Source organism: Wenzhouxiangella indolica, from assembly GCF_042310355.1.
Taxonomy (GTDB): domain Bacteria; phylum Pseudomonadota; class Gammaproteobacteria; order Xanthomonadales; family Wenzhouxiangellaceae; genus Wenzhouxiangella.
The window spans coordinates 14782-28139 of record NZ_JBHJMR010000018.1; the positions used below are offsets into that span (position 1 = coordinate 14782).

A 13358-nucleotide genomic window follows, 5' to 3' on the forward strand; every position below is an offset into this window, starting at 1 on the left:
AACAGCCAAAAGTGTGATGTATTTCTCATAATGCCTGCGGTAAGATGCGGGCATTGGAGTGCCTTCGGGGGCCTGCTTCTTGAGCGACATCCGCACCCACGACTACACCAGCGTCATCGGCCGGGCCTTCGGCAACTTCATCGTTGTGCGCGAACTCGGCCGCGGCGCCATGGGCGCGGTCTTCATCGGCTACCAGAAGTCGCTCAAGCGCCAGGTGGCGATCAAGCTCCTGCCCAAGGCCATCGCGCGCAGCGAGTCGGCCCGGCAACAGTTCCGCGACGAGGCCGAGACCATCGCCGTGCTGTCGCATCCGCACATCATCACCATCTTCGAAAGCGGCGAGGACGACGAGTATTTCTACCAGGTCATGCAGCTGGTCGAAGGCCAGGACCTGGCGCGCATCCTCGCCAAGCTGCGCCGCCATCCGGTGCCCACCCGCCGGATCCTGCCGGTGCAGCACACCGTCCGCCTGGTCGGCGAAGTGCTCGACGGGCTCGAATTCGCCCACGAGGAAGGCGTCATTCACCAGGATCTCAAGCCCGCCAACATCCTGGTCGATAACCGCACCGGCCGCGCGCTGATCGCCGATTTCGGCATCGCCAAGACGCGCCAGATCGAGTTTTACGCTCGCGGCCTGGTCGTGGGCACGCCGCAGTACCTCTCGCCCGAGCAGGCCGCCGCCGAGGACACCGACCGTCGCACCGACATCTACTCGATGGGCGTGATCCTGCTCGAGCTGCTGGCCGGGCGGCTGCCCATCCGCGACGAGTCGGGCAAGGAAACGGTGGTGCGCAAGATCCAGCAGCCCGACACCTTTTTCACGCAACCGCCGGGGGCCTGCTCCGCCTGGATCGACGCGGTCATGGAAGGCATCATCAACAAGGCCACCGCCAGCGACCGCAACAAGCGCTACGTCAGCGCGCGCGCCTTCGCCCAGGCACTGAGGCGCTGGTGGGACGCACAACAGCAAAGGGCGGCGCCGTGAGCCAGGGCAGCGCCCACAACCTCGATGCCCGCAGCGCGGAGCTGATCGCGCGCCAGCTCAACTCCGCCTACATGAACGCCTGCGGCTTCGGCCTGAACCACCCGACCACGGATCGGGCGCTGGAGACCTTCCACGGCACCCTGACCAAAGCGCTCGACAAGGACGACTCGCTGTCGCTGATTCTCGACCGCGGCACGCTGTTCATCGAAAAGCATCCCGTCGGCGGGCGCTTCAACCCCAAGCGCATGGTCGACTCCTTCAACGAGATGGGCCTGGAGTCGATCACCTTCAGCAAGGGCTTCAGCGAGTCGGACGCCAAGGCGCTGGTCACGACGCTGTCGAAGCTGCTCGAGTACCCCTCGCTGGAGGCGGCGATCACCGAACTGCGGCCGCGCCAGTCCGGTGCCATCCAGTTCAACTACATCGTCTACCGCAAGGTCACCTCCGACCAGAAGGTGGTGGGCGGCGACGCCCCCGGCGACGACCCGGGCGAGGCGCTCAAGCGCAGGCGCCCCGAGGCCCCCGTGTCGGCCGCCGGCGCGCGCGTGCTCGGCCAGCTCGACAGCTTCTTCTCCCTGGGCGATATCGCCGGCAACCCCGACGCAGCCGCCGAACAAATCGGCACCTCGAGCGCGCAGGACAACGGCAACCGCGGCAAGCTGGTCGAGCACCTCAAGCGCCTGGTGCGCGAGGTCGAGATGGGCGGCGGCGACGTCGAGGGCCTGTCGCCGGAAGAACTGTTCACGGCCATGAACACGCTGCGGCAGCGCCTGCGCAAGTCCGCCACCGCGCAGCAGGACGTCGACCGCATCATGGCCGCGAGCGGCGAGGTGGTCAGCGAGGTCGACGAGTTGACCTATTCCACCCTGGTGAGCCTGGTGCGCGAGGAATACCGCGGCGGCAGTTTTTCGGTCAAGCGCATGGCGCAGATCATCAACCGCATGCTACCCGACGCCGGCGACCTCAAGCGCCTGCTGCCGCGACTGCGGCGGGGCCTGATGGAAGAGGGCATGCCGCTGGAGCAGTACACCCAGCTCGTCCACGAACTGTCGAACGAATTGCGCGGCGAACACCTGGTGAGCGCGCTGGAGTCGGGCGCGGAAAACGTCGGCATGGACGTCGACGACATCGTCCGGCAGATCCAGGAAGATCCGACCGAAGCGGCCCGCCTGGTGGTGCTGGCCGGCGAGCTTCGCCAGGGCGGCGTGGGCGACGGACAGCAGCTGTCGGCCGCGTTTACCGACTACATCGAACGGGTCAGTCAGAAGCTGGCGCTCGACCGCGTCGCCCACGGCGAACCGGTCGACCCGGGCACCCTCGGCGAACAGATCCAGCGCGTGCAGCGTGAACTCATCGGGCGCATGAACGAAAGCGGCCTGACGCCGGCGGCCGCGCGGGAGCTCGAGCAGCAGCTCGAGCAGCGCAGGCCGCAGGCCAGCGAGAGCAGCAAGATGGCGCTGTTCGAGCGCATGCTCGGCGGCAGCGAGCAGCTCTCCGACACCCTCGTGCTCGACTGGCTCGAAAAGCAGATCGAGAACAGCACCGAACTGGAGCAACTCGGCCAGGCCATTACCGAGCGACTTCGCCAACACGGCTATACCGCGCCGCAGGCGGCCCGCCTGATCGACGAACTGGTCCTGCGCCTCGAGCAGGAGGACGAACCACCGCCCCTGCCGCCGGCGGTGCTCAGCGTGAGCAACACCGCGCTGTTCCTCAAGCACCAGGTCAAGAGCGCACAGCGCTACGGCAACCCCTTTTCGGTCATCAAGCTGCTGGTCGAGTGGCTGGTGCCGGTCGAGGGCGGCGGCCCCAGGCGCCCGCGCAAGAGCGACATGCGCGAACTGCTGCCCGAACTCTACTTCCGCATCACCCGCCTGGCGCGCGACCTGGACCTGGTCGGCTCGCTCGAGAAATCACAGCGCGCCGTCCCCTTCATCATCCTGCCCATGACCGAGGAAGAAGGCGCCGGCATCTTCCGCCAGCGCCTGCTCGATGTCCTGGCCGAGTTTCCCTTCCGGCTCGACAGCGGCGAATACACCCTGATCTGCACGGTCAGCGCCGTCGGCTTCGACGGTGAAACCGACGCCGACGCCAACACCTTCGTCCAGCGGCTCAACCAGCTGCACCGAAGCCACCGCGCCGAAACCGCCAGGCGGGCAACCCAGAGCAACGCCGAACGGCAATCCGGCGGCGCCGCTTGACGCCCCAATTCGCCCGCCTCCGGGGCCCGACCGCTGCCGCGGACCGGGTCGACAGCCAATCGCCGCCGCGACATCATAGGGCATCCCTTTTCCGTCAGATTCCTCCAGAGGCCTCCGCATGAGCATCGAACCGACCGCCACCCTCTACCTGCCCGCGCTGGCCTGCCTGGCCGCAAGCGGCCTGCTCCTGGTCGTCCAACTGTTGATCGCCGACATCGCCGGGATCCGCCGCGGCCATCGGGCCGGTTTCCCGGTCGCGGCCGACCCGAGCCGCTTCCATTTCCGCGCCATGCGCGCCCACGCCAACCTCAACGAAAGCATTGCCGCTTTCGTGGCCGTGCTGGTCGCGGCCATGGTCGTCGGTGCACCGAGCTGGGCGGTCAATGTCTTCAGCGCCGTCTACCTGGCCGGTCGCATCGGCCACGCCGTGATGTACTACGCCAACCTCAGCCTGGCCCGATCGGTGTCATTCGGCATCGGCCTGGTCGGCATCGTGGGCGTCGGCGTCGCGGCATTGCTCGCAATGATCGGAACGGGCGTTTGACCGGTTGACCGCGTCGAGCGCGCATCGCCTGCAATTGGAGCCGTTGGTCTTCAGCCCCCGGCCGCCCGCGCCTTGCGCCGGCGCTTGTTGGCGGCAAACGCGATCCCCTGGGCGTTGATGTCGAGGTCGAGCTTGAGGTGCGACCAGATCGCTTTGTCGCGGCCCAGGTTGCCCCGTCCATCGAGCAGGCCGGCGACGTAGTCGTACAGGCGAGGGCGGCAATAGGCTTCCAGTTCCTCGTCCGGCAGGTCGCTGGCTTCGGCGTCGTCGCGCACTCTCTCGGCAAAATCCAGGTGGCGGATAAGCTGGCCGGCCGCCGTCTCGATATCGGTCACGGCGCCGAAGTGCGTCACGTAGATGCAGCCAGGCTTCTCGTCGACCAGGCGCCGGACCGACTCGCGCGCCAGCTCGGGCTCGAAGTCCGTCGGACTGGTCGACGGCATTGCGAATGTGCCCTCAACCTGCAGGGTCGGGTAGGCCAGCCCGAACGCATCGCCGGCAAAGATCGCGTCCGAAGCGCTGTCGGCAATGCAGAAATGGTGGTTGGCGTGGCCGCGGGTGTGCAGGAATCGCAGCTCGCGGCTGCCGAAGCGAAGCGTTTCCTCGTCGTCCATGACCCGCACGCGCGCCTCGTCCACCGGCTCGATCGTGCCGTAGAGTTTCTTGAAGCTCTCTTCGCCATAGACCGCCGAGGCGCTGGCGACCAGCTTCGAGGGATCAATCACATGGGGCGCCGCACGCGGATGAGCCAGAACGGTGGCGTTCGGGCAGGCCCGGGCCAGCTTCGACGTGCCGCCGGCGTGATCCAGGTGCACGTGCGTGATGATCAGGTACTCCACCTGCTCCGGCGTCAGGCCCTGCTCGTCGAGCGCGGCCAGCAGCCGCGGCACCGCCGCGTTGGTGTTGTTGTCGACGAACGCCGCCTTGTCGCCCTCGACGATCAGGTAAGCGGCGGCCACCTCCGTGCGGTCGAGATAGTGCGTGTCGATGGTGTGGATGCCGTTCATGTCATCTCCTCGGTAACCCGTTCAGCCTATCACCGGCGGGCCGGGTCGCTTGTGCCGTTCCGCGCCATACTGTAGCGTATGGCGAAGCCCGGCGGCTGCCCAGGGAGGAAGCCATGTACCCGTCCGACCAGCAATCCAACTACCTGATCGATCTCTACAACCGTGTAACGAGCTGGCCGTTCGGCCAGGCGCTGTTCTCGCGCCTGTTCGCGCGCAAGGCGCCGTACTTCGCCACCATCCGGCCCCGCGTGACCGAACTGCGCCCCAACTTCTGCGAAGTCCGCTTTACCAAGCGCCGCAAGGTGCAAAACCACATCGGCACCGTCCACGTCATCGCCATCTGCAACGCCCTGGAGATGGCCATGGGCGGGCTGGCCGAGGCCACGATTCCAAAGCACCTGCGCTGGATTCCGCGCGGCATGCAAGTCGACTACACGGCCAAGGCCGATTCGGATATCCGCGTGACCGCCGAAACCCGCCCCGAGGACTGGCAGCCGGGCGACCTGCCCGTGAAGGTCACCGCCTACCGCGCCGACGACACGGTGGTGGTGCAGGGCACCATCATGCTCTACGTCTCCGAGAAGCCGCCGAAAGCCTGAAGGGCATTGCAGTTGGGCACGGCGGTCAGTAGTGAAACCGGCACTGGGCGATCAACAGATCGTCTTTCTCCACCGCATAGACCAGCCGATGTTCCCGATCGATCCGACGCGACCAGAAGCCGGACCAATTCCCCCTCAAGGGTTCCGGTTTACCAATGCCCTGGAAGGGGTCGCGCTCGATCGCGCGGATGAGTTCGTTGATGCGCTTGCCTTTTCTCGGGTCGGCCTTCTGCCAGTAAAGATAGTCGGCCCAGGCATGCTCGTGAAAGCAGATCCTCACTCGATCAGTTCACGCGCTTCACCTTCGCCTCGCCGCAAACCCTCGATCGCTTCGGTCAATCGCGCCGCGTTGCGCGGGTTGGACATCAGGTACAGGGTTTCCTCGATCGAGGCGTAGTCATCGGCGGAAAGCAGCACGGCGCCCTTGCCTTTCTGGCGGGTGATGTAGAGGGGCGCGTGGTCTTCATTGACCTGGTCCATGGCGCCGGCCAGACGACGACGAAGGTCTGTGTAGCTGATGGTGGACATGCGGGAAGCATAATGTACAGAAACCTGTACGTCAATCGCCTGCACGAGTCGTGAACCGACGCATCAGACCGCAGGCGCGAAACCTGAGCGCTACTCGGCAAATTGTTGGCACGGGTGGATAGCCCGACCCGAGGCGCGGTAGTGTTCAGCTCTATGAAACGGACGCGTAGGCTCTCTTGTGCCTTTCCGCCGCAAGACCCAGTTATTTGTTGATATGGAAAGGAGTTGATACCCGAATGAATACCCCTGTCCTGATGCTGGACGCCGAAGACGTGGCGATGGCGATGAGCGATCAGAGCGCGCAATGGCTGCTCGACCCGACGACGGGAAAGCTGTGCATGGAACGCAGCGAGGCTGCCCTGATGTTCGGTAGCGAGTACGCTGAAGACTGGGCGCCAACCGACCCGGAACGGGCCCTGCCGATCCCCTTTTTCGACAGCTCGGACGGCTATCATCTGATGCAGACCTTCGCATTGGAGCACGCCGGCAGCGAAGCCTCGCGACGCCTGCAGGAGGCTCTGAAGAAGCGCAAACCCTTTCGCCAGTTCAAATTCGCCCTCAGCGATTTTCCCGAGGACGAACGCCGCTGGTTCGAATTCGAGTCCGAGGAAAAGAAGCGCATCGCCGAAGAGTTCTACGAAGACGAAGGCTACGCCGTGCGCTGGATCGAGTCACCCGGCGATCCGACCGGGCTGCTGTGAGAAGGTGAAATATGGGTATAATGGCCATGTGCCCAGCAGGTGGTAATACGGCCATGTCAGAGCGACTTGAAAACCAACCCAGCATTTCGGCCAGCGATGTCAAGAAACGCGGCTGGAAGGCGGTCTCGACTTTGGCTCGCGAAAAAGGCCCGCTGGTGGTGACCAATCACAACCAGGCCGAAGTCGTGGTCATCGATGCCGCGCGATACCAGGTCATGCTGGAAAGACTCGAAGCCAGCGACCCTCTGGAGGCGCTCAAGCGACGCTTCGAGAAGCGACTGGAGCACCTTCAGGGCGCCAGTGCCGGTGATGAACTCGCCGATGCCATCGATGCCGGCCCTGAAGAGCTCGCCGGCGCGGCCAATCAGCCCCGGGCCGACACCGAACCCGACGACGGTTCCGACGAAAACGCCTCGGCATGACCCAAAACGATGACCACCGGCCGGTGCTCTACGTGCTGGCCGGGGTCAATGGCGCCGGCAAGAGCTCCATCGGAGGACGGTTGTTGCGGCAGCGAGGGCTGGCGTATTTCAACCCCGACGAATTCGCTCGCGCTCTGGGCCGGAAGACCGCTCAAGGCGTCGAGCAAAGCAATGCCGAAGCCTGGCGCTTTGGCAAGGAACTGCTCGAGCGGGCGATCGCCGAAGGTCGCAACCACGCCTTCGAAACCACCCTGGGCGGCAACACCATGCCGCAACTCATTCAAGACGCCGCAATCGCCGGCCACCGCGTCGTCGCCTGGTACTGCGGCCTGGCCAGCGCAGAGCTGCACATCGAGCGTGTCCGACAACGCGTCGCAGCCGGCGGACACGACATTCCCGCAGAACTGATTGGCCTGCGCTGGCGCCGCTCGCGCGAAAACCTCATCGCGCTGATGCCGTTACTTTACGACCTGCGTGTGTTCGACAACTCCCGAGCGGCCGATCCCGAAACCGGCAGCATCCCGCCACCGACCGAAGTCCTCCGCTTTCGCCGGGGACACGTCGTCCACTCCGAATCCGCCGGACTCGCGAAAACGCCGGAGTGGGCCCAACCCATCGTTGAAGCCGCGCTGCAGCTCGGGCGCGGGAAGTGACCGGCCGAGTTCCCGGTCGACGTCAGAACCGGAAGTACACGAACAACCGCCCCGGGTTCTTCGAGTCCTTGTCCACCCGGTGATAGAGCTGCTTGATGTCCGGTCGTTCCAGGAACTTGAGCACCCTTTTCTTGAGCTGCCCCGAACCCCGGCCCGGGATGATCTCGACCTCCTTGATGCGCTTGTCCACCGCCTCGTGGATCACGCGCTCGAGTTCGCGGTCGATGTCCGTACCGCGGTTGTAGATATCGTGGAGGTCGAGTTTGAGCTTGGCCATGGGCGTTCGCACCGCGAGATCGGCAGTGGGTTGGGTCTCACCCCATGGTAGCGGCGCAGGCGCCGCATCCGAGAACCAGGACACCGCATGACTCCTGGCACAGGCGCCGGCCATCCCGATCGCTCAAGCTTGGGCGACATCATCGGAGCAAGCGCCCATGGCAAGCCATCCCATCGACCGGCTGAGAGTCGGCCTGACCGTTCTTGTCGCGATTGCCATCTGGAGCCTGCTGGTCTGGCAGCACTTCCACGAAGGCGTCCCGGCGCATCACCTTCTGGCGAATCCTGACCTGCCGCGCATCTCCAACTGGTACGGCGGGCTGCTGCTGCCCGTTCTGGCCTGGGGGCTGCTCAGCCTGACCCGGCGCCGCATGATCAAGGCGGAATCGACGAGCCTGAAGCCCGTCATCGCCGGCGTGGTCGGCGGAATGGTCCTCGGTATCGCAATGTCCGTCACCTTCTTCAGCGGTTACGAGCACCTCACCCCTTACCTTTACTTCGGCGTCCTGCCGCTGGCGCTGTTGCTGCCGATCTACCGCCCAGAATGCCTGCTCGGCTTCGTGCTGGGCATGAGCGTCGGCTTCGGCGTCGTCCTGCCGACGCTCTTCGGCCTCGTCCTGGTGGTGGAGGCGTTCATTATCCACTGGCTGATCGGCAGGCACCTCCTACGGCTGGCCCGCCGACGTACTGGCGCGGACCTGCAAGGAGTCAGATGACGCGCATGCGAGCCATCGTCCAGGATCGTTACGGCGCCCCCGACGAGGTGCTGCATCTGCGGGAAGTCGAGATTCCGACGCCCGCTGCCGACGAGGTACTCGTGCGCGTGCGCGCCGCCTCGGTCAATCCCGACGTGTGGCATGCAGTCACCGGCTACCCGCGCGTCATGCGTCTGATGGGCGCGGGCCTCAGAAGGCCGAAGCAGCCGATCCCCGGCCTGGACATGGCCGGTGAAGTGACGGCCGTGGGGAATGCTGTGGTCGACTTCCAGCCCGGCGATGCGGTGTTCGGCGAAACCCATGACAAGATCCAGTGGACCAACGGGGGTGCCTACGCCGAATACGTGTGCGTACCGCAACACGTGTTGGCGCCAAAGCCCGGCAACATCAGCTTCGAGCAGGCCGGCTCGGTGCCGACCTCCGGAATCATCGCCCTGGTCAACCTGCGCAAGCACCTGGGGAGGAAGCCCGTACAGCGCATCGTGATCAACGGTGCCGCCGGCAACGTGGGCAGTATCGCCATCCAGATGGCCAAGGCCAAAGGGGCCTATGTGGTCGGCGTCGACCACAGCACCAAGCTCGACTACATGCGAGAGCTGGGTGCCGACGAGGTGATGGACTATACGCGCGAGGACGTCACCCGGCTGGACGAACCCGTCGATCTCATCGTCGACGTGGCCTCGACACTATCGCTTTCCGACTGCAAGCGGATACTCGAGCCCGATGGACTGTATATCGCCATCGGGCACGACCACTACGGGACAAAAGGCCGCCGCACCCTCGGCGGCTTTCCGCATTTTCTCGGTCTCATGGCGCGGGCGTCCTTCAACCGGCACCTGGACCGATCGTGGTTCGAGGTGATCGAGAAGGGCGATGCCATGGAGATCCTGCGCGGCATGCTCGAAGCCGGGCAGCTGACGCCGATCGTGGGCAGGACCTTCCCCCTGGAGGAGGCACCCGCGGCGATCCAGTGCCTGCAAGCCGGGCAGGCATGCGGGCGGGCGGATTGTCATCGTGCCGTAGGACTCGGCACGCCAATCAGCCGCTGGCAATTGCCTGAGAAGCGGTAGCGTTGGGCCTTTCGAAATGGTAGTGCGGTAGCGACGACCGGCTCGATGCCGGGGCCTACGGCCGCCAACCGGCTTGTTCGGCCGCCAGCACGATACGGGCGCAGGCGTCGGCGTCGGATGCGGCGTCGTGGTGGTTCAAGGGGATACCGAGACGGCGACAGACATCGGGCAGCTTGGTGGGATAGATGCCCCACACCCGGCGTGCCAGGGCCACGGTGCATTCGAACGGCGCTTCCGGCAAACAAAGGCCATGGCTGTCGCAGCAGGCGTGCAGCACCCTGCGGTCGAAAGGCGCGTTGTGAGCGGCCAGGAAATCGACCCCCTCGAGCAGCGGGCCGAGCCTGGACCAGACCTGGCCGAAATCGGGTTCATCGCAGACATCGTCCCAATCGAGACCGTGGATATGGGTAAACACGAACTCGCCGCTCGGCGGACAGATGAGATGGGTCTCGCGATGGACGATACGGCCATCTTCGGCCATCACCACACCCACCGCGCAGGCACTGTCGGCGCCGCGGTTGGCCGTTTCGAAGTCGATGGCGGCAAAACGCATGGTCAGGTCGCCAAGTCCCCGGCCCACTGTTCATTGGGGCCGGCATCGGTCAGCGCATACTCCGGAACATTGCGGATGGTGATCGAAGTGCTCATGCCGGCATTGTAGAAGCAGTAGCAGCGCAATGTTTGCAAGGCCATCTCACCGCGAAATGCACGTTTCCGCTGAAACGTCGAAGCCCGTTCCGCGCCGAGGTTCTGAATCCATTCGGCGCTTCCTTGACAAATACTCAATTTGGGTATTCAATTACCCGATATGGGTATTAAGGGCGCAAAACCGAACGCGGCTTCGTCAGAGGCCGGCACCACCAGCATGGCCGACGCCCTGTTCTCCGGCACTCGGCAGAAGCTGCTGGGCTTCCTGTTCGGCCAGCCCGAAAACACCTACACGCTCGGCGAGTTGATCGAGCGCGCGCAAGCCGGATCCGGAGCTGTTCAGCGGGAAGTCGCACGACTGGCGGATTCCGGGCTGGTGCGTGTAGAAGGAAGGGGGCGCTTCCGCCAGTACCGAGCCAATCCGGATGCCCCCATCTTCGAAGAACTGTGCGGATTAGCCCGAAAACTGTTCGGGCCGCAAGCAGTGATTCGATCGGCGCTGGAGCCGTTGCACGCCCGGCTCCAGGTCGCGCTGCTCTATGGTTCTGTCGCCAAGGGCGAGGACCGCGCCGACAGCGATATCGACGTATTGATCGTTTCCGACGAACTCCTGCTGGAAGAAATCTACGCGGCACTGGCCGAGGCCGAGCGCTCGCTCGGCCGCCAGGTCAACCCGACCCTCTACACGACCGAGGAATTCAGGCAACGCAGGGACTCCGACAGCCCCTTCCTGGCTGACGTACTGGCAGGCGAGTATCGGGTTCTGCTGGGAGAGATGGTTTGACGGGCGAGAAGCTCGAAGCTCTGGACCCCGCCCAGTGGCGCGTACTCGATCAGGCTCATCGCAAGCGCAATCTGGCGAAGTATGAAGACCACCTCGAAGTCGACCAGGGCCTGGTCTATGCGACGATCCGGGTGGCCACAGAGGGTCAGGAGAGAGTGGAGAACCTGGGGAGTCCGGCTTGAAAGACCGTCGCACTGAGCTCCCGGACCGGCCTCCGGAGGGAAATTTGCCAGGTTCGGACACAAAGACCGTACTGGTCACCGGCGCCGGCGGCTTCCTGGGCAGCGCCATCGTCGAGCGGCTGCTCGAAGCCGGACATCACGTGGTCGCTTGCTCACACGGCGCGCAGGCATTTCCCGCACATCCCCGGCTTTCGGTACGCGCCATCGAGCTTGCGCAGATGACGAATGCCTCGGACTGGGCACCAGTGTTGAGCGACGTGGACGCCGTCGTCAACTGCGCGGGCATTCTCAGGGAAGGGCGGCGCGGCGAGTTCGAGTTGATTCACCGGCAAGCGCCACTTGCGCTGGCCCACGCCTGCATGGAGGCCGGCGTCGCGCCCTTCGTTCAGATCTCCGCCCTGGGGGATCCCGAAGACGGCGATTTCATCGCCAGCAAGCATCGCTTCGACGACGACCTGCAATCGCTGCACCTGGCCTTCTGGATTCTCCGCCCGTCGGTCGTCCTGTCGCTGCGCGGCTCGTACGGCGGCACCTCGGCCCTGCGAGCCGGCGCGGCCCTGCCGTGGATGCTTGTGCTGCCGGGAGACGGCGGCCAACGGCTGCAACCGGTCCTGCTCGAGGACCTGGCCGAAGCGGTCCAGCGCGCAGTCGAGGATCCCGCCGGCCTCGACACACCCTTGCCGGTGGCCGGACCGACGGTCATCACGGTTCGTGAGCTGCTGCAACTGATCCGGACCTGGATGAGACTCCCTCCCGCCCGTTTCGAATTGAGACTGCCACGATCGCTTGTTTCAACCCTGGCCGCGGTCAGCGACCGACTGCGCCTGCACCCCATGGGACGCACGACCTGGCGAATGCTCGAGCGGGGGAACGTCGCAGGAGATGAAGCACCCGCTGCGGTCGAACAAGCGCTGCACATGCAACTGCGACCGGTGGACGAGGCATTCCGACACGGCGCCAGCTTCGTCCAGGACCGCTGGCACGCGCGCCTGAAGAACCTGGTACCACTGGCATGGCTTTCGCTGGTTCTGATCTGGCTGGTTTCGGGCTTTACCGGCCTGATGGCCGCACCGGAACAGTATCAGGCGGTGCTGTCCGGAATCGGTCTTCCCGAATCGGCGCACGCGACAGCGGCAAAGGTGACCGGGGCCCTCAATCTCCTCCTCGGGCTGTTGCTCGCCCTGCGCTGGCGCATCCGCCTGGTCCTCTGGCTGATGCTGATCTCCGTGTTGGCCTACACCGTGGTGCTCGGAATCGGCATGCCGTCCCTCTGGCTGGCCTTGCTGGGCGGCCTGGTCAAGAATGCGGCGGTTCTGATGGTGATTACATTCTGCCTGGTGACTTCCAGCGAGCGCTGATGAATACCTACCTCGCCGTCAAGTGGCTCCACATCCTCTCCGCCACGATCCTGTTCGGCACGGGCCTGGGCACCGCATTCTTCATGTGGCGGGCAATGGCCAGCAACAACATCCAGGCGATCGACATGGTGTCCGAGAATGTGGTGATGGCGGATACCTGGTTCACGACGCCCGCAGTCATCGTCCAGCCGCTAAGCGGCATCTGGCTGGCACATCTGCTGGGACTGCCACTGGGAACCCGATGGATTCTTTTGAGTTTCGCCCTGTTCGTTCTGGTCGGCTGTTGCTGGATACCCGTGCTCTTCATCCAGCACCGGGTGGCTCGTCGAACGCGCGAGCTGGCGAACCGCAACGAATCGGTCAGCGAAGATGTGCACCGCCTGATGCGCTACTGGTACGGCCTGGGCTGGCCGGCGTTCATCGCAATGCTCGCCATCTTCTATCTGATGGTGTTCAAGCCGGTTCTGGCCTGAAGCAGCGCCCGCCGCGCTTGCCCACAACGCTTGTTTTGCGGCTGAGCGTTACCCAACTTATAGCGTGGTCCACTATTCATCCAACGAGAGCCCGTTGGAGAAGGCCTCCAGTAGCTTCCGAAAGTCATCCATGTCTGTTGCGCGAACATCCCCGATCAATGGTCCCGGGCCTTCAGACTGTACTTGGAGGCGGACTGTTTCCCTGGCCAGC

19 protein-coding genes are annotated in these 13358 nt (G+C 64.7%); 13 read left to right on the forward strand and 6 right to left on the reverse strand.

Annotated elements, in window-relative coordinates; translation table 11 throughout:
- Positions 1-79 precede the first annotated feature (79 nt).
- The 3 genes from ACDC67_RS14300 (at position 80) to ACDC67_RS14310 (ending at position 3730) form a co-directional block, all read left to right on the forward strand.
- A complete protein-coding gene (locus ACDC67_RS14300) occupies positions 80-985 on the forward strand; it encodes a serine/threonine-protein kinase (RefSeq protein ID WP_376694210.1) in 906 nt (301 codons plus the stop codon).
- The gene (locus ACDC67_RS14305) at positions 952-3186 is read left to right on the forward strand and encodes a hypothetical protein (protein ID WP_376694211.1); all 2235 of its coding nucleotides are present in this window, start codon (positions 952-954) and stop codon (positions 3184-3186) included. The genes ACDC67_RS14300 and ACDC67_RS14305 overlap by 34 nt, the downstream gene beginning before the upstream one ends.
- Before the next feature lie 118 nt (positions 3187-3304).
- Entirely contained in the window at positions 3305-3730 is a 426-nt protein-coding gene (locus ACDC67_RS14310) for an MAPEG family protein (RefSeq protein WP_376694212.1), read from the forward strand.
- A gap of 50 nt (positions 3731-3780) precedes the next feature.
- Here the strand turns inward: ACDC67_RS14310 and ACDC67_RS14315 are convergent, their stop codons facing one another.
- Positions 3781-4737, reverse strand: a complete 957-nt coding sequence (locus tag ACDC67_RS14315) for an MBL fold metallo-hydrolase (RefSeq protein ID WP_376694214.1) — start codon at positions 4735-4737, stop codon at positions 3781-3783.
- Between the two features lie 113 nt (positions 4738-4850).
- Between ACDC67_RS14315 and ACDC67_RS14320 the strand changes: the two genes are divergently transcribed.
- On the forward strand, positions 4851-5336 hold the full coding sequence (locus ACDC67_RS14320) for a hotdog fold domain-containing protein (RefSeq protein WP_376694215.1): 486 nt from the start codon (positions 4851-4853) through the stop codon (positions 5334-5336).
- A 25-nt stretch (positions 5337-5361) separates the two neighbouring features.
- On the opposite strand, the gene ACDC67_RS14325 is transcribed toward ACDC67_RS14320, so the two are convergent.
- Positions 5362-5616 (reverse strand): Txe/YoeB family addiction module toxin, encoded by a 255-nt coding sequence (locus tag ACDC67_RS14325; protein WP_376694217.1) that lies wholly within the window; start codon positions 5614-5616, stop codon positions 5362-5364.
- On the reverse strand, positions 5613-5864 hold the full coding sequence (locus tag ACDC67_RS14330) for a type II toxin-antitoxin system Phd/YefM family antitoxin (protein WP_376694218.1): 252 nt from the start codon (positions 5862-5864) through the stop codon (positions 5613-5615). Before ACDC67_RS14330 ends, ACDC67_RS14325 begins: the two co-directional genes overlap by 4 nt.
- A gap of 236 nt (positions 5865-6100) precedes the next feature.
- Between ACDC67_RS14330 and ACDC67_RS14335 the strand changes: the two genes are divergently transcribed.
- Genes ACDC67_RS14335 through ACDC67_RS14345 form a run of 3 tightly spaced genes read left to right on the forward strand, consistent with a single transcriptional unit; the run spans position 6101 to position 7640 of the window.
- Positions 6101-6565 (forward strand): UPF0158 family protein, encoded by a 465-nt coding sequence (locus ACDC67_RS14335; RefSeq protein ID WP_376694220.1) that lies wholly within the window; start codon positions 6101-6103, stop codon positions 6563-6565.
- A 53-nt stretch (positions 6566-6618) separates the two neighbouring features.
- Positions 6619-6987 carry a hypothetical protein gene (locus ACDC67_RS14340; RefSeq protein WP_376694222.1) on the forward strand — a complete coding sequence of 123 codons (369 nt, stop codon included), beginning with the start codon at positions 6619-6621 and terminating at the stop codon, positions 6985-6987.
- Complete coding sequence (locus ACDC67_RS14345) at positions 6984-7640, forward strand: zeta toxin family protein (RefSeq protein WP_376694224.1); 657 nt, start codon at positions 6984-6986, stop codon at positions 7638-7640. Before ACDC67_RS14340 ends, ACDC67_RS14345 begins: the two co-directional genes overlap by 4 nt.
- A 22-nt stretch (positions 7641-7662) precedes the next feature.
- Here ACDC67_RS14345 and ACDC67_RS14350 read toward each other — a convergent pair whose 3' ends face one another.
- Positions 7663-7917 carry a Smr/MutS family protein gene (locus ACDC67_RS14350; protein WP_376694226.1) on the reverse strand — a complete coding sequence of 85 codons (255 nt, stop codon included), beginning with the start codon at positions 7915-7917 and terminating at the stop codon, positions 7663-7665.
- Positions 7918-8074: 157 nt separating this feature from the next.
- On the opposite strand from ACDC67_RS14350, the gene ACDC67_RS14355 reads away from it, so the two are divergent.
- Positions 8075-8632 carry a hypothetical protein gene (locus tag ACDC67_RS14355; protein ID WP_376694228.1) on the forward strand — a complete coding sequence of 186 codons (558 nt, stop codon included), beginning with the start codon at positions 8075-8077 and terminating at the stop codon, positions 8630-8632.
- Positions 8629-9702 (forward strand): NAD(P)-dependent alcohol dehydrogenase, encoded by a 1074-nt coding sequence (locus ACDC67_RS14360; protein ID WP_376694229.1) that lies wholly within the window; start codon positions 8629-8631, stop codon positions 9700-9702. Before ACDC67_RS14355 ends, ACDC67_RS14360 begins: the two co-directional genes overlap by 4 nt.
- A 55-nt stretch (positions 9703-9757) precedes the next feature.
- Here ACDC67_RS14360 and ACDC67_RS14365 read toward each other — a convergent pair whose 3' ends face one another.
- Together ACDC67_RS14365 and ACDC67_RS14370 are read right to left on the reverse strand one after the other, a co-directional pair.
- Positions 9758-10255, reverse strand: coding sequence for a 3'-5' exonuclease (locus tag ACDC67_RS14365; RefSeq protein WP_376694231.1), 498 nt, complete (start codon positions 10253-10255; stop codon positions 9758-9760).
- Between the two features lie 2 nt (positions 10256-10257).
- Positions 10258-10389, reverse strand: a complete 132-nt coding sequence (locus tag ACDC67_RS14370; RefSeq protein WP_376694233.1) for a hypothetical protein — start codon at positions 10387-10389, stop codon at positions 10258-10260.
- Between the two features lie 178 nt (positions 10390-10567).
- On the opposite strand from ACDC67_RS14370, the gene ACDC67_RS14375 reads away from it, so the two are divergent.
- Genes ACDC67_RS14375 through ACDC67_RS14390 form a run of 4 tightly spaced genes read left to right on the forward strand, consistent with a single transcriptional unit; the run spans position 10568 to position 13147 of the window.
- Positions 10568-11134, forward strand: a complete 567-nt coding sequence (locus tag ACDC67_RS14375) for a nucleotidyltransferase domain-containing protein (protein WP_376694235.1) — start codon at positions 10568-10570, stop codon at positions 11132-11134.
- The gene (locus ACDC67_RS14380; RefSeq protein ID WP_376694237.1) at positions 11131-11316 is read left to right on the forward strand and encodes a hypothetical protein; all 186 of its coding nucleotides are present in this window, start codon (positions 11131-11133) and stop codon (positions 11314-11316) included. Before ACDC67_RS14375 ends, ACDC67_RS14380 begins: the two co-directional genes overlap by 4 nt.
- A gap of 44 nt (positions 11317-11360) precedes the next feature.
- Entirely contained in the window at positions 11361-12674 is a 1314-nt protein-coding gene (locus ACDC67_RS14385) for an NAD-dependent epimerase/dehydratase family protein (RefSeq protein ID WP_376694239.1), read from the forward strand.
- Positions 12674-13147 (forward strand): DUF2269 family protein, encoded by a 474-nt coding sequence (locus tag ACDC67_RS14390; RefSeq protein ID WP_376694241.1) that lies wholly within the window; start codon positions 12674-12676, stop codon positions 13145-13147. The genes ACDC67_RS14385 and ACDC67_RS14390 overlap by 1 nt, the downstream gene beginning before the upstream one ends.
- The last annotated feature ends 211 nt before the right edge of the window (positions 13148-13358 follow it).